Consider the following 21,639-nt stretch of genomic DNA (forward strand, 5'->3'; position numbering starts at 1 on the left):
CCCGGAGGCACTATGGTCGTCGGGTGAACCGACTCGTCGACGCCACCAGTCCGTACCTGCTCCAGCACGCCGGCAACCCGGTCGACTGGTGGCCCTGGTCCGACGAGGCGTTCGCCGAGGCGAAACGGCGGGACGTCCCGGTGCTCATCTCGGTCGGTTACGCGGCCTGCCACTGGTGCCACGTGATGGCGCACGAATCGTTCGAGAACGAGCAGGTCGGCGCCCTGATGAACGACAACTTCGTGTCGATCAAGGTGGATCGTGAGGAGCGCCCGGACGTGGACGCGGTCTACATGACCGCGACCCAGGCGATGACCGGCCAGGGTGGCTGGCCGATGACCGTCTTCGCCACCCCGGACGGCACCCCGTTCTTCTGCGGCACCTACTTTCCGCGGCCCAACTTCGTCCAGTTGCTCCAGTCGGTCACCACCGCCTGGCGGGAGCAGCGCGAGGCGGTGGTGCGCCAGGGCGCCGCGGTGGTCGAGGCGATCGGTGGCGCGCAGGCCGTGGGTGGCGCCACCACCCCGCTGGACGCCCCGCTGCTCGACGCCGCGGCCGGCAAGCTGGCCAGCGAGTACGACGCCACGAACGGCGGTTTCGGGGGCGCCCCGAAGTTCCCGCCGCACATGAACATGCTCTTCCTGCTGCGCCACCACCAGCGCACCGGCGACCCGACCAGCCTGGAGATCACCCGGCACACCGCCGAGGCGATGGCCCGGGGCGGCATCTACGACCAGCTCGCCGGTGGCTTCGCCCGGTACTCGGTGGACGCGCACTGGACGGTGCCGCACTTCGAGAAGATGCTCTACGACAACGCCTTGCTGCTGCGGGTCTACACCCAGCTGTGGCGGCTCACCGGTGACCCACTGGCCCGCCGGGTGGCCCGGGACACCGTCCGGTTCCTCGCCGACGAACTGCACCGGCCGGGGGCGGGGTTCGCCTCCGCCCTGGATGCCGACACCGAGGGCGTCGAGGGGCTCACCTACGCCTGGACGCCAGCTCAACTCGTCGAGGCGCTGGGTGAGGAGGACGGCCGGTTCGCCGCCGACCTGTTCACGGTGACCGACGAGGGCACCTTCGAGAAGGGCATGAGCGTGCTGCGGCTCGCCCGGGACGTCGACGACGCCGCCCCCGAGGTCCGTGCCCGCTGGCAGCAGGTGGTCGGGCGATTGCTCGCCGCCCGGGACACCCGCCCGCAGCCGGCCCTCGACGACAAGGTGGTGGCCGCCTGGAACGGCCTGGCGATCACCGCCATCGCCGAGTTCCAGCAGGTTGCAGCCCTGTACGTGTCCCCGCAGGACGAGGATGCCAACCTGATGGACGGCGTGACCATCGTCGCCGACGGTGCGATGCGCCAGGCCGCCGAGCACCTGGCCACCGTGCACCTGGTGGACGGCCGGCTGCGCCGGGTCTCCCGGGACGGCAGGGTGGGCGAGCCGGCCGGCGTCCTGGAGGACTACGGCTGTGTGGCCGAGGCCTTCTGCGCACTGCACCAGCTCACCGGCGAGGGCCGGTGGCTCACGCTGGCCGGTGGCCTGCTGGACACCGCGTTGACGCACTTCGCCGCGCCCGGTGGCGCCTTCTACGACACCGCCGACGACGCGGAGCGGCTGGTCGCCCGCCCGGCTGACCCGACCGACAACGCCACCCCGTCCGGCCGGTCGGCGCTGATCGCCGGGCTGGTGACGTACGCGGCACTGACCGGGGAGACGCGCTACCGGGAGGCCGCCGAGGCGGCGCTCGCCACCGTCGCGCCGATCGTCGGGCAGCATCCCCGGTTCGCCGGCTACTCGGCCATGGTCGGCGAGGCGCTGCTCTCCGGGCCGTACGAGATCGCGGTTGCGACCGACGACCCGGCGGGCGACCCCCTGGTGGCCGCCGCCCGCCGGCATGCCCCGCCCGGGGCGGTGGTCGTCGCCGGGAGTCCGGACCAGCCCGGTGTGCCGCTGCTCGCCGACCGGCCGCTGGTCGACGGGCGGTCCGCCGCGTACGTCTGCCGGGGTTTCGTCTGCCAGCGGCCGGTCACCTCGGTCGAGGAGTTGGTCGCCGAGCTCGGCTGAGCCCACCGCCACGCCCGGTAGTGGCCGCGCCGCCCGTCGGGTGGTTCCTCCAGCGCTTCCGAGGTTGGTCGCCGGCCCTCCGGAGGGGCCCACCGGTGGCCCGGATAGGCTGGCCGCGCTATGGATTCCCGTACCGGACTGCCTGTTGTCGGCATGGTGGGTGGCGGCCAGTTGGCCCGGATGACCCATCAGGCCGCGATCGCCCTCGGCCAGTCACTGCGTGTGCTCGCGACCGCCCCCGACGACGGTGCGGCGCTCGTCGCTGCCGACGTCCAGTACGGCGATCACACCGACCTGGCCGCCCTGCGAACCTTCGCCAAGAGCTGCGACGTGGTCACCTTCGACCACGAGCACGTGCCCAACGAGCACATCCGCACGCTGACGGCGGAAGGGGTGACCCTGTACCCGCCGGCGGACGCGCTGCTGCACGCCCAGGACAAGCAGGTCATGCGGGAACGCCTGACCGAGCTGGGTGCGCCCAACCCGGCGTGGCGGCCGGTCGGCGAGCCCGCCGACCTGGTCGGCTTCGGTGAGCAGGTCGGCTGGCCGGTGGTGCTCAAGGCGGCGCGGGGTGGCTACGACGGCCGGGGCGTCTGGATGGTCGATGACGCCGCCCAGGCCACCGAGCTGGCAGCCACACTGCTCGCCGGCGGCACCCGGCTGATCGTCGAGGAGCGGGTGCCGTTGCGCCGGGAGCTGGCCGTACAGGTGGCCCGGTCGCCGTTCGGTCAGGTGGCCGCGTACCCGGTTGTCGAGACGGTGCAGCGGGACGGCATCAACGTGGAGGTGCTGGCCCCGGCGCCCGACCTCGACGAGGAGTTGGCGGTCTCCGCCCAGCAACTCGCCATCGACCTGGCCACCGCGCTCGGTGTGATCGGTCTGCTGGCCGTGGAACTCTTCGAGGTGCGCGACGATGCCGGCCGGCCCACGATCGTGGTCAACGAGCTGGCGATGCGCCCACACAACTCCGGGCACTGGACCATCGAGGGTTCCCGGACCTCGCAGTTCGAGCAGCACCTGCGGGCAGTACTGGACTACCCGATGGGCGACACCTCGCTGACCGCGCCGGTGGTGGTGATGGCGAACGTGCTCGGCGGCGAGCCGGGCGGAATGTCGATCGACGAGCGGCTGCATCACCTCTTCGCCGCCGAGCCGGGTGCGAAGGTGCACCTCTACGGCAAGCAGGTGCGACCCGGCCGGAAGATCGGGCACGTCACGGTGCTCGGCGACGACCTGGACGACGTACGCGCGCGGGCCGCACGAGCCGCGCGGTGGCTGCGCGAGGGGCACGAGTGACCCCCACGGTCGAGAAGGAGACCCCAGTGAGCACGGTCGGGCTGATCATGGGCAGCGACTCGGACTGGCCGACCATGCGGGCCGCCGCAGAGGTGTTGGACGACTTCGGCGTGGCGTACGAGGTGCGGGTGATCTCGGCCCATCGGACCCCGGTCGCAATGATCGAGTACGGCCGCGACGCCGCCGACCGCGGTCTGAAAGTGATCATCGCCGGGGCCGGCGGTGCTGCCGCGCTGCCGGGCATGGTCGCCTCGGTGACACCACTGCCGGTGATCGGGGTGCCGGTGCCGCTGAAGCACCTCGACGGCATGGACTCGCTGCTGTCCATCGTGCAGATGCCGGCCGGGGTTCCGGTCGCCACCGTCTCGATCGGCAACGCCCGCAACGCGGGCCTGCTCGCCGTGCGGATCCTCGGCGCCACCGACGAGAACCTCCGCGCCAAGATGTCGACCTACCAGCAGGACCTGGAGAAGCTGGTAGCCACCAAGGAAGCCGCCCTCCAAGCAACCCTCTCGTGACCCCAGCCACGTCGATCATGCAGTTGTGGTGCCGGTAACAATGCACCCTGGGGTTTTTGTCACCCACCACAACTGCAAGATCGACCCAGGCGCCGAACCCGGCCCACTCACCGCGCCCGCTCACTCAGGCCGCCGTGACCCTCCGATTTATCTCATTCCGCGTAGGGCGGTCTGCAGGCGGTCCTGGGCGCGGCGGCGGCGCTCATTGCTCGCGCCGAGCACGAGCAGCAGGATGCCCACCGGGATGAGCGCCAGCCACGGGCCGAGGCTGAACAACGCGTGGATCGCGGTGATCGCGGTGACCGACGCGCCGACGATCACCGGTGCCTGCTGCCGGCTGGACGAGCCGAAGATCAGCACCGCGACCGCGCCGAGGAGCAGCAGCATCTGCCGCAGCGTGCTGGACTCGGTGGCCAGCACGATGGCCAGCGTCGGTACGAAGGCGGTGACCAGTGCCGGCCCGTACGCCACCCAACTGCTCATGTCCGGTCGGTGGCGCAGCTCCAGGACGCCGACGAGGAGGGCCAGCGCGGCGAACGGCAGCGTGTACGCCTCGGGCAGCGCCACGTCGGCGACCCGCATCAGGATCCACCATGCGGTGATCTCGCAGATCACCACCGCCCAGAACAGGATCCGGCGTTCCACCGGCCGGCGACCGGGGCGGGTCGCCGACACTCCGAGAACCGCGCCCCAGGCGGCGAGCAGGGCGGCGATGTGTCGGGGCGAGTCGAAGGCGAGGGCCAACGCGATCAGCGCGGCGGCATGACCGGTCCATTCGACGGTGGACGCCTCCCGCTGCGCCTCGGGACGGCGCAGCCGGGGCAGGGTCGCGGCGAGCACCTGGAGGACCGCCCCGACCGCGAGCACCCCGAACGCGGACCAGACCGCGGCCAGCCCGGCGACCAGGCCAGCGGTGAGGACGAAGAGCTGCGCCATGAGTGAGGCGAAGAGCCATCCGAGGATGCGCGCCCGCTGGGTGGTGCCGAACAGTGCCGCCACCGCGCCCACCCCGACACCGCTGCCGAGGGTGAACAGGGTCAACTGTCGGTCGGCCAGGCTGCCGGAGAGCCCGGCGCTGCCGCTGGCCAGACCGATGGCGAACACCAGCACCCGGGCCAGCCGTAGCGAGCGGGCCCGCTCGGCCAGCGGTGGCGGTGGGGTCAGCGCGAGACCGAGCATCGCGATGGTGAAGACCGAGAGCGCGGCGACGGTGCTGGCGGGCCAGCCCCGGCCCAACGCGATGGGTGCGATCAGCAGGGTGACGGCGGCCCCGGGCAACACCACCGGCACGGCCCGGGAGCGCCGCCCGCCGCTGAACCCGGTGGCGGCCAGCGCGGCGGTCGCGGTGAGCAGCAGCGCCGTCAGCACGTGCGTCGGGTTGACCACATCTGGCGGCGGGGTGAGCAGTTCCGGCGGCGGGCCCTGCCAGATCCGGGTCAGTGTGCGGTGCGGCTCGACTAGTGCGGCGACCAGCGCGGGTGCGATCGAGGCGAGTGCCAGGGCGGTCGGAAGGGCCGCGGCGGCCAGTGCACCCGCAGCCGGGTTGACTCGCCACCGCCGTCGTTCCGGGTCGTCCGGTAGTCGCCGTAGCGCGCCGTCGAGGCGTACCGCCCAGCGCCGGACCGGTTGAGCGGACCCGGTCGGCGGCACGGTGGCCGCGCGGATCAACTCGGCCAGCACACCGAGCAGGGCCGCGGCGGCCGCGTAGACGCCTGCGGGTAGGCCGGTGGGGATGGCGGCGAGGGCGCTGATGGTGGCTCCGCCGACCACCGCCGCGCTGACCCAGGGCAGATATTGCGGCACCTGCCGGCGGACTGCGGCCACGGCGGCCAGGCCGAGGCTGGACGCGGCCAGGGCGGCGGTCAACACCACCTGCCCCGAGTGTTCGAATTCCGCGGCCAGCGCCGCCACCGCACCGGGGAGGGCCAGCAGCGCGGCGCCGATCGCCGCACCACCGATCTGCACCAGGTGCGGTGGCATTCCCTCGGTTTCGATGTCGGTCACCCGTGGGCGGGCCAGGACGCGAGCCAGCATGGCCACGACCACGCCGATCAGCGCGATGCTGCCCAGCGCCAGTGCTGTGGTCCATGGCCGGACCAGGCCGGCTCCGGCGGCGTGCAGCGCGACCACCCCGGCCACGGTGGCCCGCGACAGCCCGGCGCGCGCCTCCTCCGTGGCGACTGCGGCCATCCCGTACATGGTGGCGACCATTCCGCCGACCAGGACGGGCGACCACCAGGCCAGATCGAACGCCGCCGGTGCGCCGATCGTGGCGAGCACCACCGCCACGCCGGACACGTCCCACCGCCAGGGCGGGGGGAGCAGGATGCCGGCGGCGAGGGCCAACAGTGCCAGCGCCACCGGTGCCTGCCAGGTGGCGCCGCCGACCGGCGCGGCCGGCCAGCCGCTCAGGTCGCCGTTCCAGATCGGGCCGGGGGTGGCCAGCACGCCGACCCCACCGCGCACCGCCGACCAGCCGGCGAGTACGCCGATGAGGAGCCCGCCGATGGCGAGGCCGAGGATCGGCCCCCGTCGCCACTCCTCCGGCATGCTGCGGGCACCCACGGCGACCATCAGGACCAGGGCGGCGGCCACCGCCAACTGCCCGCCCGGGGCGAGCACCGCCCCGATTCGCACCAGCGTGGCGATCAGGGCGGTGGTGACCGCCGCGGCGGCCAGGTCCGAGCCGTCGAGGGAGAGGTCGGCACGACGGCCGGCGTCGATGGATGGGGCCAGGAAGAGCAGCACCGCCGCGACCAGCAGCAGCGCGCCCACCCAGGCGTCGGCCACGGTCGCTCCGGGTGCGCCGAACGCGGCGGCGGTGACCAGTAACGCGCCCAGCCCGGTGCCGACCGACAGCGGGGCGGGGATGCGGCGCTGCGAGACCTGTACGACGGCGGCGTAGCCGAGGGTCACGCAGACCGCCAGGAAGCTGGCCGCCAGGACCGGGACGGTCACCTCCCGGAGGCTGGCCGGGGTGGGGGTCGGGTCCTTCGGCAAGCTGGCGGCCACGAACGCGGCCACCGCCCCGGGCAGCGCGAACGCCGCGCCTCCGGCGGCCCAGGCGGTGACCGTGTCGGAGGCGGCCGAGGCGATCCGGACCCGGGGTGCCAGCGCGACCAACGTGCCGGCGGCGAACAGGGTGAGCAGGACCGCAGCGGTGAGCGTGGGACGGGACAGGCTGGCGCCGGCGCCGAAGAGGCCCACCACGGCCGCCCCGACGGAGTGCGCCACCGCGGCTCGGTCGGTGCGGGCGGAGAGCCCGATGACTCCGATGCCGATCGCCGTGATCACCATCGGCCAGGGTGCTGCCGCCCAGCCGAGACCGAGCGAGGCCGGTACCGCGAGCGCGGTCAGCGCCGCGCCGGCGACCGCGAATTCACGACGGATCTCCGGGGGTAGGGCCAGCACCGCCGCGACGGTGAGCAGGAACGCGGCGCCCGCGAGTTGCCAGGTGGTCGGCCCGACCGCGGCGGCAAACTCGCTCGGGTACCGGTCGAGGTCGGCACCCCAGGCGGGCAGTGCCGCCCGGACCGGTGCCACCCCGGCGCGTAGCGCGCCTCCGGCGACCACCAGACCGCTGACGGTCAGCGCCACCGCCGAGGCGATCTGTGGGCCCCGGCGGGCCGCCTCGGGGACCGCGCGTACCGCCAGCCCGGTCACCGTGATGACCGCCGCGATCAGCAGCAACGCCCGACCGGGGAAGGCCACCGAGGCGATTCGGCTGAGCGCGCCGATCACGGCCAGGGTGACGATGCCGGCCGCGACGTCGGGCAGCGGCGGGCGACGCAGCACCAGTGCGCCGGCCAACCCGACCGTGGCGGCCAGCAGCAGCACCACGCCGGCGCCGGTCGCGATCGGCACGGTCTGCGCCCGGAGGAGGGCGGTGACCGCGTACGCCAGGGCGACCGCGACCGCCACCGAGTGCAGCAACCAGGTCAGCTCGCGCAGCCCGGGCACCGGGCGGGTCGGTCGCGTGTCGACGGAGCCCGCGCTGGCGTCGATCAGCTCGGCGGCTTCCTCCGGGTCGCCCTCGGGCCGGGTCTCGGCGCCGCGCTGACGGGGTGCCGAGGTGGTGCCCGGCGGCGGCAGGTCCTGCCGGACGGGGCGCTCCAGGGCCACGCCGGAGCGGGCCAGCCAGAGGTCGACGAGGGCGACCAGGGCCAGCACCAGCGCCCAGCCGCCCGGTCCGGTGATCCGGTCGTACGCCAGCAGTGGCAGCACCGGCTGCGCGGCGAGCACGGTGGCGAAGCGGGGTGCGCGCAGACCCGTCCAGCCGGCGTACGCGAGGGCGACGCCGGCGGTGACCGCGAAGATCACCCCGGCGAAGACCGTGGCGGAGGCGCCGTCGGCGCCGATCCGTTCCACGGCCCAGAGGGCGTTGCCGGCGAGCGGCACCAGCAGCAGGCCGACCGCGGCGATGGTCTCGGCGGTCGAGGTGAGCCCGCGCCGGGCCAGCGCCGGTGGGGCGAGCAGCATCAGCACGGTGGCCAGGAGCAGGATGCCGAGCCGGGCCAGCGCGTCCATCGAGCTGGTCGCCACCGCGGCGAAGACCACCGCGGCCACCCCGAGCAGCAGCGCGCCCAGCCCGAGGGGGATGTTCTGCACCTCGCGCGACGAGGCCTCCGGGGGGTGTTCCGGGTCGTCCGCGTCCAGCCAGGTCGCCCGGGGCGGAGGCGGCGGCGGGTCCTCCGGGGCGGGCGGGTTGCCCTGGCGGGGCACCCGGGGCGGCGCGCTGGTGGTGGCGGTCGGGGGCCGCCGGCCGGGGCGTCGGCGTAGCACCCGGCGTGGCCGGGTGGCCTGCTTGAGTCGCTCCTCGCCGGCGTGGGCGAGGATGTCCCGCTGGAAGAGCGCGGCCTGCATCTTGGCGGCGATCTGCCGCTGCTCGCGGGCGATGGCGGCATCGCGTGCCTTCATCTCCGCGATCGAACGCTCGATGTCCGCGAGGTGCTCGACCCACTGTGGCTGGTCAGCCCCGCAGTGCGGGCAGTGGACGGCCGGCTTGATCTCCCGACCGCACGAGGAGCATTGAAAGTTCGCCACGACACCCCTCCACCCGCACTGTGGACTCCCACTGTCGCAGCATGCCCAAAGCTGGCGCGGATTTCGACTCTTGTCGGCGGGTCCGGGGCAAACAGACGACACCGGCCGGCCACCGAGACGCTCGATGGCCGGCCGGCGTGTGTCGTTGCGTCAGGGGCGGCCCATACCCCGGTACTCCCAGCCGGCCTGGGTCCAGAGCGCCGAGTCGAGGCAGTTGCGGCCGTCGACCACCTTGCGGCCGTTGACCAACTCGCCCAGGGCGACCGGGTCGGCGTTGCGGAAGTCGGCCCACTCGGTGAGGACGCAGACCAGGTCCGCGCCGGTGACCGCCTCGTTGATGCCGGCCTCGTAGGTCAGCTCGGGGACCGCGCGGCGGGCGTTCTCGGTGCCCTGCGGGTCGTACACGTGCACGTCGGCGCCGGCCTTGTGCAGCAGTGCGGCGACGGCGAGCGCCGGGGCGTCGCGGACGTCGTCGGTGTTGGGTTTGAAGGTGGCGCCGAGCACGGCGATCCGGGTGCCGGAGAAGTCCGGGCCGGCCGGACCGGAGCGGCGGCCGAGCAGGTCTGCTGCGAGCTGGAGCACCCGGGTACGACGGCGCAGGTTGATCAGGTCGACCTCGTGCAGGAAGCGCAACGCCTCGCCGGCGCCCAGCTCCTGGGCGCGGGCCTGGAAGGCCCGGATGTCCTTGGGTAGGCAGGCGCCGCCGAAGCCGAGGCCGGCCTGCAGGAACCGGTTGCCGATGCGCGGGTCGTACCCGATCGCGCGGGCAAGTTGGGTGACGTCGCCGCCGGATGCCTCGCAGACCTCGGCCATCGCGTTGATGAAGGAGATCTTGGTGGCGAGGAAGGCGTTCGCGGCGACCTTGACCAGCTCGGCGGTGGCGAAGTCGGTGACGACCAGGGGCACCTCGCGGTCCTCGGTGGCGGCCAGGTCGAACACGCCCTTGTGCGCGGCGTAGAGCATGCCGTTGGCCCACTCGCTCTTCACGCCGACCACGATCCGGTTGGGCCGCAGGACGTCGTCGACGGCGAAGCCCTCCTGGAGGAACTCGGGGCTCCACGCCACCTCGACGCCCAGGTCGTGGGGGGTGTGCTTGCCGACCAGTTGCTCCACCCACTCGGCGGTGCCGACCGGCACGGTGGACTTGCCGACGATGAGCGCCTTGCGGGTCAGGTGCTGCGCGAGGCTGGTGACCGACGCCTCGACGTACGACAGGTCGGCGCCCATCCCGTCGGCCCGCTGGGGGGTGCCGACGCAGATGAAGTGCACGTCGCCGAAGTCGGCGGTCTCGGCGATGTCGGTGCTGAACCGCAGACGGCCGGCGGCGAGGTTGCGCCGGAGCAGCTCGTCCAGGCCGGGCTCGTGGATCGGCACCTGACCGGCGTTCAGCATTGCGATCTTGTCTGCGTCGACGTCGAAACCGAGCACTTCGTAGCCCAGTTCGGCGTAGCAGATGGCGTACGTCGCACCGAGGTAGCCGGTCCCCAGGAACGTCACCCGCGGCCGCGGCGCGCCCGAGGGCGGTGTCACCGCGGCGATGGCGGGGGTCGGCTGGATGGTGGGGTAGGGGATCGTCACGCCTGTCTTCTCCGCTCGCACTGGCGGCGCGTCGTCGCGTCGCATTCTGCTGCGGCGCCTGGGCGGGGCACCGGTGGGTGGCTCACTGTTGTCCACCATCATTGTCCAGCGGCGTGGGTGACCCTCATGCCCATACCTACGCGCCGGTAACATCTCCTGAACTGCAGTCGTTAGTCTTCAGTCTGCGCCGTCGGCGGTCAGGAGTCGCCACAGACTGCGCATGATAGCGGTGAAGGGGAGGGGCCAACATGGCCGCAGGCGAGTTGTTCGACGTCTACCGGTTGCCGGAGGAGCACGAGGCGATCCGGGAGGCGGTGCGTGAGGTCTGCGCGGCGAAGGTCGCCCCGAACGCGGCCGAGGCCGACGAGACCGGAGAGTTCCCCAAGGCGTCCTACGACGCGCTGCGGGCGGCCGACTTCCACGCCCCGCACATCCCCGAGGAGTACGGCGGCGCGGGCGCGGACGCGCTGGCCACCGCCATCGTGATCGAGGAGGTCGCCCGTGCCTGCGCGTCCTCCTCGCTGATCCCCGCGGTGAACAAACTTGGCACGATGCCGCTGCTGTTGTCCGGTTCCGAGGAGCTCAAGCGCCGTTACCTGACGCCGGTCGCGGCCGGTGACGCCATGTTCTCGTACTGCCTGTCCGAGCCGGAGGCGGGCAGCGACGCCGCCTCGATGACGACCCGGGCGGTGCGTGACGGGGATCACTGGGTGCTCAACGGGGTGAAGCGCTGGATCACCAACGCCGGCGTGTCCGAGTTCTACACCGTCTTCGCCGTCACCGATCCGGCTGCCCGCTCCCGGGGCATCTCGGCGTTCGTGGTTGAGAAGTCCGATTCCGGCGTGAGCTTCGGCGCGCCGGAGAAGAAGCTCGGCATCAAGGGCTCGCCGACCCGCGAGGTCTACCTCGACAACGTGCGGATCCCCGCCGACCGGATCATCGGCGCGGAGGGCACCGGCTTCGCCACCGCGATGAAGACCCTGGACCACACCCGGGTCACCATCGCCGCGCAGGCCGTCGGGATCGCGCAGGGCGCGCTCGACTACGCCAAGGGGTACGTGGCGGAGCGCCGCCAGTTCGGCAAGGCGGTCGCCGAGTTCCAGGGCGTCCAGTTCATGCTCGCCGACATGGGCATGAAGCTGGAGGCGGCCCGGCAGCTCACGTACGCCGCGGCTGGCAAGTCCGAGCGTGGCGACGCGGATCTCACCTACTTCGGTGCGGCGGCCAAGTGCTTCGCCTCCGACGCCGCCATGGAGATCACCACCGACGCCGTGCAGTTGCTCGGCGGTTACGGCTACACGCGGGACTACCCGGTCGAGCGGATGATGCGGGACGCCAAGATCACCCAGATCTACGAAGGAACGAACCAGGTGCAGCGGATCGTCATGGCGCGGGAGCTCCTGAAGGGCTGAGAGGCTACGTTTGCGCAGGTCAAAGCGCTGATGTTGATGGGTCTCTATCCGACGGAGTGGTTGGTGCGGCGCCGAGATGTCAGTAATCTACGGATGCGCTCCGGCGATGCCCGGGTCGGAGCGTTTCCGCAGGTAGAGACCTAGCGGCCGGGTCGCCGGTTGTCGTTCGACCGCACTGCGGCCGAATGCATCCTGGGCAAATCCTGGGGTTGGGATCCCCTGTGGACATCCGCTCATTGATTGGGGAGGGAGCCGACCCATCGGTATCGTCGTTTGGGGCTTCGTGCTGCTCCGACGGCGATGACGGTGTCAGCCCCGACCAGCGCGCGTAGGTGGTTGAGGACGGCGGTGCGTGACAGTCCGGTGAGTTCGACGAGCTCTCCTGCTGTCGCTTCTCCCCGGTTCCTGAGCGCCTGGCTGACGTCAGGCAGGAGGCTGGTGAAGAGGTCAGGCTCCTTTGCCCGACCGGCTGCTGTGGGATCGAGTACGTACTGTGCGTAGCGCCGCCCGCCCTCCTTTACGGCCAGTCCTTGGTCAACGAGATCCCTCAGGACCTGACCGGCAGCGATGCGGTCTACGCCCCATTGCCGCAGCATCTCGTTCGTGAGGTAGTTCTCGCGCAGCATCGCGAGGGCGATCTCGTGCGCGGGTGTGGGCAGGTGCACGTGCAGCCCGGCGATCCAGCGGCGAACTTCGGGATTGAGGAGTTCGGAGCGGGCCATGGTGACCACGAAGCTGGCGATGGAACTCCTGAAGTTCGGCCGTGGCAGGCCCCGGCGTCGCGCTACAGCGAGCATCGCGGGGATGCCTGAAGACCTGTTTTCGGCGACGAGTTCGTTCGACGACGGGAGGTAAGTGTCTGCGAGGAGGCTCGCCAAGACGGCATTGCGCGACGACGAGATGCCTTCCTCGCCCAGTTCGTCGACGACGACGCCCCCGTAGAGGCCACCTGGGCTGCGGACGACAAGGCGGTCGGGGAACAGCTCAACCTGCACCTGGGTGCCTCTCGTCACAGGGCTGTAGTCGCGGTGCAGCAGGGCGTTGACGACCGCCTCGCGGACGGCTTCGAGCGGGTACTCGACCTCATCCATGCGTCCACCGTGATCGCTGATGACTGCGCGGATTGAGAGGCTGCGGCGGAGTACCGAAAGGGTGGTCTCGACCATTTCAGGGATGGAGCCCCGGACTGTCTGGTTGTCGAGGAACCTTACGCCGGAGGCCGGATCCGGGCCGTGCACGACCACCGAGACCATCAGTTGAGGGAAGTGCTGTTGCGGAAATTGCCCGTAGGCCAGAAGCCCGGCGAGCGTCAACGACGATTCGGTTGCGGGCCCCGCCGTTATGCCGAGCCGGTAGAGGACGGTGGCGTCGTCGGACTGGGCGAGCTTTGGGTATCCGGTCCGCATCCTCCGCAGCGTGCGGCGCACGGCCTCGTCGTCCAGGTCGTCCGCAGAGGTCCCGTCAACGGGTTCGCGGTCGTACATCGGTTGAGTTCGGGCGGCCGTGACCATCGCGATCTCTGCCTGGGTCATGTGGCGGTCGCCGTCGCCCCCACGTAGATATGAGCCCCCGGAGATGCCTTGCGCGGTGACGTAGACCGGACGCTGGTCCGCCGGGGTGGGCGGCACCTCCGCGACCACCAGTCGGTGCCCGTCGACCTCGACGATCTCGGTGCTGATGCGCAGTGCGGGTGTGAGGTCGTCTCGTGACATCTGCACCAGAGCGTTCCGGAGTCCAGCGGGATCGGTCAGCTCGACGAGGGTGAACCCACTCTGCTCGTCGACGCCGAGCAGGACCGTCCCGCCTTCGGTGTTCGCGAAGGCGGAGAGCGTCTCGCGAACGGACTTCGGCAGCCCTTCGGCGGCCCGCTTCGCTTCGACACCCGAAGGCTCACCGCCTATCCGACGCAGAGTAGCGAGCATCTCGATAACGTCGTCAGCAATCACAGCAGCTATGACATCACCGAACTTCGCACTTAGCAAGCGGTGCGTGAAGTAGGTGTTAAGCTTGGCAAGGTTCAGGCCAGGGTCACGGAGTGATCGACGCCTGACTCCAGGACCCCGGGGTGGGGATATGCCCAGATTGCTGTGAGGTCGCCGAGTCGCGTGCCTGCTCCCGGGCGGGGCCGGTGCGGGGGCGTTGGATCAGCGTGCCACGCCGCCGACACGCACCTGAACACCGGTGCCGATGATCCTCGACTGCGAGCTAAGGCACTCCGCGGCCAGGTTTTTGCCTAAATGCACCCGAGGGTCTGCCGCCACCGCCGCACGCTCAGAGGATTCTCTTCGCGTGCGGCGATGGCGCAGCAGACTCCGGTTTCAATCTCGGTCAGAGCTTCGCTGAGTCGCCGCCACACAGCATGACCAACGCAAGGTCAACAATCTCAATCACGGAGGGTTCCGATGATTTCGTCAGATCACAGATTTCTGAGACTGAGCTTGATCTTTAACCTGCGCAGCGTGGTCGGGGATTCGTCGATTTCTACTTGTTGGACTTCAGGTCCGTGGTGTCGCTGCTGGTGACGGTATGGACATCGTGGCGGCGGGTGGGTTGGCGGTTGGGTCGTCCGGGTCTTTGCCACGGCCGCGCAGGTGCGGTACCGCAGCCGAGGTCGGGTCAGCCGGTGCGTCCGCCGGGCATCACCACGATGGCGTTCTGCGGGAGGGTGGCCACCTCACGCAGATTAAGGCCGTCCATCGACAGCACGATCGTCCGAGGGCCGTCCGAGCTCAGATTGACCTGCCGGCCGAGAAAGATCCGCTCGCCGTCCGAGCCGATGACGTACCAGCGGCCGGAGTCCATCGGTACCTGCTGCTCGGAGTGGATCCGACCGCTCAGGTCGACATCGAGCACCCGAGTAGGACGATCACCGTCCATCGTAGTGACGACGACCCGTAGCCGGCTGTCGTCGCGGCTCGGATACAACATGCCGGACCGGTCGATCGTTTCGTCGGGTCCGATCCGGTCCCTGACCTCGACCGTGACCGGGGGCGATGTGCCCGTCAGGCCGGCGGTGACGGTCAGCGTGGTCAGGCGCGTCTGATCCCGCCGGCGTGGGATAGACAGCGGTTCGCCTCCCCGCCTCACCCCGATCACCTCGGCTGGTGAACCCGGGATCCGTCGCTGCGTGCCGGAGCTCAGACCGACGAGGACGAACTCTCCGCCCTCTGTCGACGCGGATTCGTCGAGGAGGAGCCAGCCCGAGTCCGGCGACCAGGCCCGTCCGGTGACCCGACCAGCCGTGGACTTCGGCTCGATCGACAGGACCTGCCCGCCTTTCAGGTCGCGTACCAGGTACCGGCTTGCGTTGGGATACCCCAACCACCGTCCGTCGGGGGACAGGGCCACGCCGATCGGGCTGGCCACCGGAAGTGTGAACTGCTGGCCGTCCGGGAGCAGGAGCCGTGGTGCGCAACCGGCCGCGCACGTGGCGTAGACGAGAGTGGCGTGGCCGACGCCCGTCGACGGCAGTGCTGGCGCCGGGGCGAGCGAATCGACCGCCAGCGGTGCGAGGCCGGCCGGCCTGCCGGAGGCTGTCGACCCCGGCGTGGTCGGTCCGACCTCCCCGTACGGTTGCATGACCACCCCCGCCGCCGTCACGACCGCAAGGACCCCGGCGCAGGCAGACACCCCGACCGTGAGGTTCATCCGGCGGCGCCGAGCGACGGCGATCGCCCGGTCGGGATCGACGTAGTTGCGGCCGTGCTCGGCCAGATCTTGGTAAACACGACGGAACGCGTCAGACATGGTCAACCTCCGACGGCTGGACGCCTTCGAACGCGGTGGGCGGAGTTGAGGGAATGTGCCGTCGCAGGCGGACCAGGGCGTCGTGGACGTGCCGCTTTACAGTGCCGACGCTGCATCCGAGTTGACGGGCGGTCTCCACTTCCGATAGATCCTCGTAAAAGCGCAGGTATAGCGCCGCCCGCTGGCGCGCGGGCAGGGTAGCGAGTGCGCATGCCACGGTGAGCCGCGTAGCGGTGTCGCCGGCGAGGTCGTCGCCGGACGCCGCGTCGGGAACCGCCTCGGAGATCACCTCGGTAGGTCGCCGCCGGCGGCGCCAGGAGCGAAGCTGATTGAGCATCACCGTGCGGACGTAGGCTTCCGGGTGGCCGCCGGTCTGCACTCGACGCCAGTGCCGGGCCGTCTTCGCCAGCGACTCCTGAAGCAGGTCCTGTGCCTCCTGGTGATCGCCGACGAGCAGGTAGGCGGTCCGCGAGAGGGTCGGTCCGCGCGCGAGGGCGAACTCGCGGAACCCGGCGTACCTGTCCGCACCGCTCATCCTGCCTCCTTCTGCGTCCTACCCGTATTAACGCCGTCCGCCCGTCCCGAGGTTGAGTCGGAGGACTGCCGGAATGATCCGGCACCCTCGGCGCCGGTCCGAAGTTCGGACCGGCCATCGCGGACGGGCGCGCGACTCACCGGTCACCCCGCCTGCAACTGCGGCTGCGCCCGGTCGATGCCCGTCACAATGAGATCCCGGTATGCGATGATCTCTGTCTCGTGTTCGACCACGTAGGTGGCGCACAGCTCGCCGAAGACCGAACGGCTGATCTCGTCGAGGCGCTCGTTCTCGGCGCAACGGGCGTGTGCGGTCGCGATCGCGACCTCCCACTCGCGGGCTGCAGTGGGCCCCAGCGGCAGTGAGCCCTCGCCGCCGAGCTTTCAGGCGGACCTGGACCGGGGCTTCGTCGCCGTCCAGCGGCGGCTCGCCAGCGAGGCGCTGGGCAAGTACGTGCTGACCTTCGGCGGTGGTTATTTCTTCGTGCCTGCCGGCCAAACGGGGGTCGGTCTTCCAAGGTAACGGGACCGTCAGGTGCTCTTGACGCTGCGTAAAGGCTACGACTTCTGAGTACGGCGGAGGTCTGGGCTTGAACCTCGACCTGGTGCTACCTGGCATCGCATATGGCTGGTCGTCGCGACGACGCGAGCTAACCGAAGGTGAGCTGATTGGCTGCACGAGGCAGCGGGCGGGCTCTGGGGAAATCCTGGGGAAAGCGCCGCAGGGGCGAGTTTTCCCAGCTCAGTGCCCTCGTCTCCGTTGTTCACCCAGATCTACGAAGGAACGAACCAGGTGCAGCGGATCGTCATGGCAAGACAGCTGCTCAGCGGCATTGTTTAGGCCCCCACCGAGCCGGGCCGGTAATCGATGATCAGAAGGTCGCGGACCTGCGCGGGCGAGCTGGCCGTGAAGGCGGAGGTCGCGGCGACCCTCGGCATCGGGATCGGTGACCGGGTGGATCTCGACGGTCGTAGGCGGTAGGTGGTGGGCCTGGTGGAGAACCCGAGTGACCTGCACGACGCGTTCGCCCTGGTCGCTCCGGACCATCCGGACCCGCCCCGGACCGCGACCGTGCTGGTGAAGGCCGGCGCCGACCGGGTGCACTCCTTCCGGGACGCCAGCGGCAGGCGACCCGTCACCGATGAGTGGGGGACCGACCCGAGGGACATCGCCGTGGCGGGCGCCACCAGCGGAGTCCTTCGGTCGCCGACCGCCGCCACGGCTGGAGCTCCTGCCCTGCTCGGTGCGACGCTCGGGACGATCGGCGCATACCTCGGCCTGATCGGGGCGTACTGGGGCCGTCTTGCCACCCTGGGGCACGTACCCGTCGTCCATCTTCTTGTCCTGGTTCTCGGCCTTCCACTGATCGCGGCCGCCTGCGGCTGGCTGCTCGCGGGGCGCGAGCCGCCCACCGTTGCCCGCCGGGCCCTGACCTGACCTCGGGGGCCGGGGCGGTACGGGTTCGGACGGCCGAACGGTGGCGTCCGGTGCGCCGGGATCGGGTATGACAAAGGGGTGGCCAGACCGGGTCTGGAGACCCAGGTGGTGGCGGCGCCCCCGGCGGTGGGGGTGGGGCCACCGGGCGGCGCAAGGATCGGGCAGCTCGGCTATCGGGCAGCCGCTGGACCCGAGGCCGTCATCCGGACGTCGGCCTCGAAGCCGGTCAGTTCCGTGGGCGCACTCCGGTCGCGAGACGCCGAACGCACCTCTACCCTGGCCTTCACCCGCAGGTCGAGACGGGTCTCCTGGCCGGCGGCGACCTCGACGGTCACGGTGGCGGGTCGGACGCCCACCGCGCCCGCACCGCCCAGCGGCGGCCTCGCCGTCACCGTCACCTCGTGTCGGCCCGGCGGGAGGCGGTAACACCAGGTGCGCCAGGAGAGCGGGCGCCCGGCTCCGTCGATGAGCAGCGACGGCCACGGCAGCCAGGCGTTCGGGTCCACCGATGGTCTCGCCGCGACCTGGGTGCCGTTCCAGACGTACTCGCGGGTGGCCGTGGCGGTGACGACGAGGACGCCGTGGCCGCCGTCGGCGAGGCTGGGCGGGGGAGTGCCGTCGCCGAGGAACGCTCCCGTCTCCGCCGTGCGTGCGTCCGCGTCGACCTCGTGGGACACCTCGGCACGGTACCGGCGGTCGACCCGGCGTTTCGCCCGGATGATCAGCACGGTTGCCGCCGCCGTGATCGCGAACAGGGCGGCGACAAGGGCCGCGTTCGGCCGAACGCCGGCCGCGTCGGCGACCAGCGCGACGCAGGCCAGGGCCAGGAAGGCGGCAGCGATCCCGGATACTCCCGATCCCAGCCGCCGCTGTGCCGGGGCGGGCACGAGTACCCCGTCGGCGCCACCGAAGGAGGCCGGCGTCCAGTACTCCAGCTCGGCGATCTCCCCGGCCCGGAGACGTACCCGTCTCGCCGTCTCCGCCGACAACCGTCCCCGCACCTCGACGAGATGCTCGCCGGGGTCGGTCACCACCACCATCCGACCGACGCCGTGCCACATCGGCTGGTCGTCGACGCCGACCGCCTTGGCCGACACCCAGTTGGCCGGGTCGGTGGTCCTGGTCCGGATCCGTACGGATATCCCGGCCTTCCCGGCGGGCAGGCCGGGGGCGGGCTGCCCCACCGGCCAGGCCACGGTGGATGCTCCCGGGAACGGCGTCGGCGGTAGCAGTCTTTCCCATCGGTTCATCGGTTGGTGTCCAGTGCCTCGTCGATCTCGGTGTCGGACATCTGCGGGTCGCCGGCCTGCTCGTTCTTGATCCCGCCGGTACTGACGTTGACGAACGGTCCGGCATAGCCCCGCCAGTCCGCCAGGACCGAGGTGGCGATCCGGACGCCGGTCGACAGGGTGGCGCTCGCGGCGGAGAACTCGATCACGCTGCTCCCGACGTTCGTCTTCAGTGCCCCCGGCAGGAGCTTGCCGAGCAGGGCACCGATCTTGTTGAGCAGGGTGATCACCTGGTCCACGATCCGCACCGCGCGCGAGGTCGCGGCGGTCGCCTGCACCGCTGTCGCCGCCCCCGCCGCGGCGACCGATCCACCCATCGTCGGGGCGGCGAGGGCCATCGCGGCGACCCACTCGATGATCATCCATTCGATCAGGGTGGCCATGATCCCGATGATGATCTGCTGTGCGGCGGCCATGATCTTCGAGAACAGCGTCAGCAGTCCGGCGATGGAAGCCGCCTCACCACCGGTGGCCTTGATCGCTTCGCTGAACTCGGTCAACAGGGCCTTCGCCGCGTCGGCATCCTTGCCCTGCCACTCGATGAGCTGGTCGGTGGCCGCCTGCAGGGTCGCCGCGCCCAGTGGCACCAGCGCCGCGCCGAGTTCCTGCCACTTCTGCGCGTACGCCTCGATGCGCTCGGCGTTGCCGGTCACGAGGCTCAAGAGGTCCTCGAGTGGCTGGACGAAGTCGATGAGAAACGTCAGTCCGGCCGAGATGAGCCAGTTCAGGGGATCGATCGCGAACGAGACCGCGTTGCCGACGAGGTCGGCGGCCCCGGCGTAGATGTCCGACCACTCACCCTCGCTGATACCGGTGTAGAGGTTCGCCGTCGCCTCACCGAACGGCAGGACCGACTTCGGGTCGAGGTCGACCGCGTCGGTGATGCCGAGATTGCCGGCGTACTGGCTGTCGTCGCCGCCGTCGTTGCTGAGGTAGGCGTCGTTGTCGTCCAGGTCGGTCACGAGACCCCACCACCGTCACCGGCTCGCCGCGTACGGGTCACTTTCCGCCGCCCAGTTTCTCCTGGAAGCGCTTGAACGCCTGCTCGAGCGCCTCGTCCAGTTGGCAGTAGCGGTTCGCCGTCTCCTGGATCGCGCCGCACTGCGAGTTCAGCGCCTCGGAGATCTTTCTGATGTGGTCACGGGTCTCCGCGGCCTTCTGGTCGTACGAGCCCTTCATCAGCAGCCCGAGCGCACCCCACAGCACGTCGGGTGGATCGGCGTCCTGTAGCCCGTCCGCGATCTGACCGGCGCTCGTTCCCAGTGCCTTTAGCACCTCGGCGGTGCTGGTGAGCTTGTCGGTCGGCACCACGACTCCGTCACCCACCGGCATTCCCTCTCTGCGTCGGACGTACGGTCATCGGTGCCGCTCCCGGTGCTGCTCGACCGCATCGCGGACGTGCTCGGGGATCGCCTCGCGCACCATCTCCAGGGTGCGGCCGGCACCGAGGGCCGACCCGAGTTCGGCCAGTTTGAGCGCCCGCGCGGCCTGGGCCTCCCGGATCGCGGTGAGGATCATCTCCGCGAGGTAGCGGCCCCGGCGCAGGGCGGTGTCGGGGATGTCCAGTGCGGCGACGACCCCGTCGTGGTCGACCTCGGCCCGCACCGTCCCATCGCTGGAGAATCCCTCACCGGTCAGATCGCCGACCTGCTCGACGTACTGTTCGTAGCGCCCGATCGCGCGCCGGTTGCTCTCCCGGATCCCCTCGACGAACGCCAGCACCTCGTCGGGGTGGTGGAACTCCCGCTTGGACCCCGAACCGGTCCGCCCGGAGGGCTGTTCACTCACCGCGCACCACCGTCCCCGTCATCGAGTTGGGTGCGCAGTTGCGCTGGCGTCGGCAGCGGAGCGAACGGCGGACGCGTACCGGCGCCCAGAATGTCGGCCATGATGGCCGACAGTTCCTCGGCCATCCGGGTGTTCGCCGCCCGGATCGTCGCGACCACGACCTGGCCCAGTTCGGCGCCACCATGGTGGAACGCGCGGGTACTGAGGTGAAGGTCCCGTACGGCGCCGCCCGGACCGACCACCACGGTCACCGCATGGTCGTCGCTGGTGACCTCCACGGACGCCTCCGTGATCGCCTCCTGTATGCGTCGCGTGCGTTCGGTCATCGCGTGGGGGTCCACGGCTGGCGCTCCTCTCGCTCCGATGCCAGCGAACGCATCCGGGTTGCGAACCACCATAGGGGTCGGAGGTGTCTCGTGTCCGCCCGTGATCGCACTGTCGCGGTGCCGGTCATCGCCACCCCGCAAGATCGATGAGCGGCATGGAGTACCACGAGGCACCAAGGTCAAGAGCAAGGGCGACGGCTGGCGTACGCGGATCGACGCCCCGCGTACGGCAGGTTTCGTCACCCTGCGCACCACGGCCCGGGACGCCCGGGGGAACAGCGTCGAACAGAGCATCACCCGGGCCTTCGGCCTTCGGTGATCGGGCGGAGGGCGGGGGCCGGCATCGGTCCCCGCCCTCGGTCTGTCCGACGGGGTGCCGGCTCAAGCGCGCTGTGGTCGCGTCAGACGCGGGGTGACCCCCCACACAGCGGGAACGTCGTACGACTTGTGGGCGTTGGCGACCGAGGGATTCACCACCGGATGATCGCTGTCCGGCCACCCCACCACGACCCCGTCTCGACCCTTTTCCGCTGCCCACCGTCGGGCACCCACGCCGTTCCCCCCCGCATCCGCGGATGCGGTGACGTCGTGGCGCACGAGATTCCGCAGA

17 protein-coding genes are annotated in these 21,639 nt (G+C 70.9%); 7 read left to right on the forward strand and 10 right to left on the reverse strand.

Going from position 1 to position 21,639, the window contains the following annotated elements:
* The first annotated feature begins 23 nt into the window (after window positions 1-23).
* The 3 genes from JOD64_RS18840 (at window position 24) to purE (ending at window position 3,874) form a co-directional block, all read left to right on the forward strand.
* Window positions 24-2,060, forward strand: coding sequence for a thioredoxin domain-containing protein (locus tag JOD64_RS18840; protein ID WP_204943416.1), 2,037 nt, complete (start codon window positions 24-26; stop codon window positions 2,058-2,060).
* 120 nt (window positions 2,061-2,180) lie between these two features.
* Window positions 2,181-3,356 carry a 5-(carboxyamino)imidazole ribonucleotide synthase gene (locus JOD64_RS18845; RefSeq protein WP_204943417.1) on the forward strand — a complete coding sequence of 392 codons (1,176 nt, stop codon included), beginning with the start codon at window positions 2,181-2,183 and terminating at the stop codon, window positions 3,354-3,356.
* A gap of 26 nt (window positions 3,357-3,382) precedes the next feature.
* Window positions 3,383-3,874, forward strand: coding sequence for a 5-(carboxyamino)imidazole ribonucleotide mutase (gene purE, locus JOD64_RS18850; protein ID WP_204943418.1), 492 nt, complete (start codon window positions 3,383-3,385; stop codon window positions 3,872-3,874).
* A 147-nt stretch (window positions 3,875-4,021) separates the two neighbouring features.
* Here purE and JOD64_RS18855 read toward each other — a convergent pair whose 3' ends face one another.
* The gene (locus JOD64_RS18855; protein ID WP_204943419.1) at window positions 4,022-8,917 is read right to left on the reverse strand and encodes an SCO7613 C-terminal domain-containing membrane protein; all 4,896 of its coding nucleotides are present in this window, start codon (window positions 8,915-8,917) and stop codon (window positions 4,022-4,024) included.
* 150 nt (window positions 8,918-9,067) lie between these two features.
* On the reverse strand, window positions 9,068-10,495 hold the full coding sequence (locus JOD64_RS18860) for a UDP-glucose dehydrogenase family protein (RefSeq protein ID WP_204943420.1): 1,428 nt from the start codon (window positions 10,493-10,495) through the stop codon (window positions 9,068-9,070).
* A gap of 248 nt (window positions 10,496-10,743) precedes the next feature.
* On the opposite strand from JOD64_RS18860, the gene JOD64_RS18865 reads away from it, so the two are divergent.
* A complete protein-coding gene (locus tag JOD64_RS18865; RefSeq protein WP_204943421.1) occupies window positions 10,744-11,907 on the forward strand; it encodes an acyl-CoA dehydrogenase family protein in 1,164 nt (387 codons plus the stop codon).
* Between the two features lie 233 nt (window positions 11,908-12,140).
* Here JOD64_RS18865 and JOD64_RS18870 read toward each other — a convergent pair whose 3' ends face one another.
* The 3 genes from JOD64_RS18870 to JOD64_RS18880 all read right to left on the reverse strand — a co-directional run bounded on the left by JOD64_RS18870 (window position 12,141) and on the right by JOD64_RS18880 (window position 16,189).
* On the reverse strand, window positions 12,141-13,853 hold the full coding sequence (locus tag JOD64_RS18870) for an ATP-binding protein (protein ID WP_204943422.1): 1,713 nt from the start codon (window positions 13,851-13,853) through the stop codon (window positions 12,141-12,143).
* A 670-nt stretch (window positions 13,854-14,523) separates the two neighbouring features.
* On the reverse strand, window positions 14,524-15,654 hold the full coding sequence (locus JOD64_RS18875; RefSeq protein WP_204943423.1) for a hypothetical protein: 1,131 nt from the start codon (window positions 15,652-15,654) through the stop codon (window positions 14,524-14,526).
* Window positions 15,647-16,189 carry a SigE family RNA polymerase sigma factor gene (locus tag JOD64_RS18880; protein ID WP_204943424.1) on the reverse strand — a complete coding sequence of 181 codons (543 nt, stop codon included), beginning with the start codon at window positions 16,187-16,189 and terminating at the stop codon, window positions 15,647-15,649. Before JOD64_RS18880 ends, JOD64_RS18875 begins: the two co-directional genes overlap by 8 nt.
* Before the next feature lie 237 nt (window positions 16,190-16,426).
* Here JOD64_RS18880 and JOD64_RS33515 point away from each other — a divergent pair, with 237 nt between their 5' ends.
* Window positions 16,427-16,711, forward strand: coding sequence for a Dyp-type peroxidase domain-containing protein (locus JOD64_RS33515; RefSeq protein WP_204943425.1), 285 nt, complete (start codon window positions 16,427-16,429; stop codon window positions 16,709-16,711).
* Window positions 16,712-17,182: 471 nt separating this feature from the next.
* The gene (locus JOD64_RS18890; protein WP_204943426.1) at window positions 17,183-17,626 is read left to right on the forward strand and encodes a hypothetical protein; all 444 of its coding nucleotides are present in this window, start codon (window positions 17,183-17,185) and stop codon (window positions 17,624-17,626) included.
* Window positions 17,627-17,796: 170 nt separating this feature from the next.
* On the opposite strand, the gene JOD64_RS18895 is transcribed toward JOD64_RS18890, so the two are convergent.
* From JOD64_RS18895 to JOD64_RS18915, 5 genes are read right to left on the reverse strand one after another with little or no spacing between them, the layout of a single operon-like run.
* Window positions 17,797-18,876 carry a hypothetical protein gene (locus JOD64_RS18895; protein WP_204943427.1) on the reverse strand — a complete coding sequence of 360 codons (1,080 nt, stop codon included), beginning with the start codon at window positions 18,874-18,876 and terminating at the stop codon, window positions 17,797-17,799.
* Entirely contained in the window at window positions 18,873-19,877 is a 1,005-nt protein-coding gene (locus JOD64_RS18900) for a hypothetical protein (RefSeq protein WP_204943428.1), read from the reverse strand. Before JOD64_RS18900 ends, JOD64_RS18895 begins: the two co-directional genes overlap by 4 nt.
* A 37-nt stretch (window positions 19,878-19,914) precedes the next feature.
* Entirely contained in the window at window positions 19,915-20,241 is a 327-nt protein-coding gene (locus JOD64_RS18905; RefSeq protein ID WP_204943429.1) for a hypothetical protein, read from the reverse strand.
* A gap of 30 nt (window positions 20,242-20,271) precedes the next feature.
* Window positions 20,272-20,703, reverse strand: coding sequence for a YbaB/EbfC family nucleoid-associated protein (locus JOD64_RS18910; protein WP_204943430.1), 432 nt, complete (start codon window positions 20,701-20,703; stop codon window positions 20,272-20,274).
* Window positions 20,700-21,029, reverse strand: coding sequence for a YbaB/EbfC family nucleoid-associated protein (locus JOD64_RS18915; RefSeq protein WP_204943431.1), 330 nt, complete (start codon window positions 21,027-21,029; stop codon window positions 20,700-20,702). The genes JOD64_RS18910 and JOD64_RS18915 overlap by 4 nt, the downstream gene beginning before the upstream one ends.
* Before the next feature lie 100 nt (window positions 21,030-21,129).
* Between JOD64_RS18915 and JOD64_RS18920 the strand changes: the two genes are divergently transcribed.
* Complete coding sequence (locus JOD64_RS18920; RefSeq protein WP_204943432.1) at window positions 21,130-21,348, forward strand: hypothetical protein; 219 nt, start codon at window positions 21,130-21,132, stop codon at window positions 21,346-21,348.
* The last annotated feature ends 291 nt before the right edge of the window (window positions 21,349-21,639 follow it).

Origin of the sequence: Micromonospora luteifusca, assembly GCF_016907275.1 — a bacterium.
In the GTDB taxonomy this organism is placed as follows: Bacteria; Actinomycetota; Actinomycetes; order Mycobacteriales; family Micromonosporaceae; genus Micromonospora; species Micromonospora luteifusca.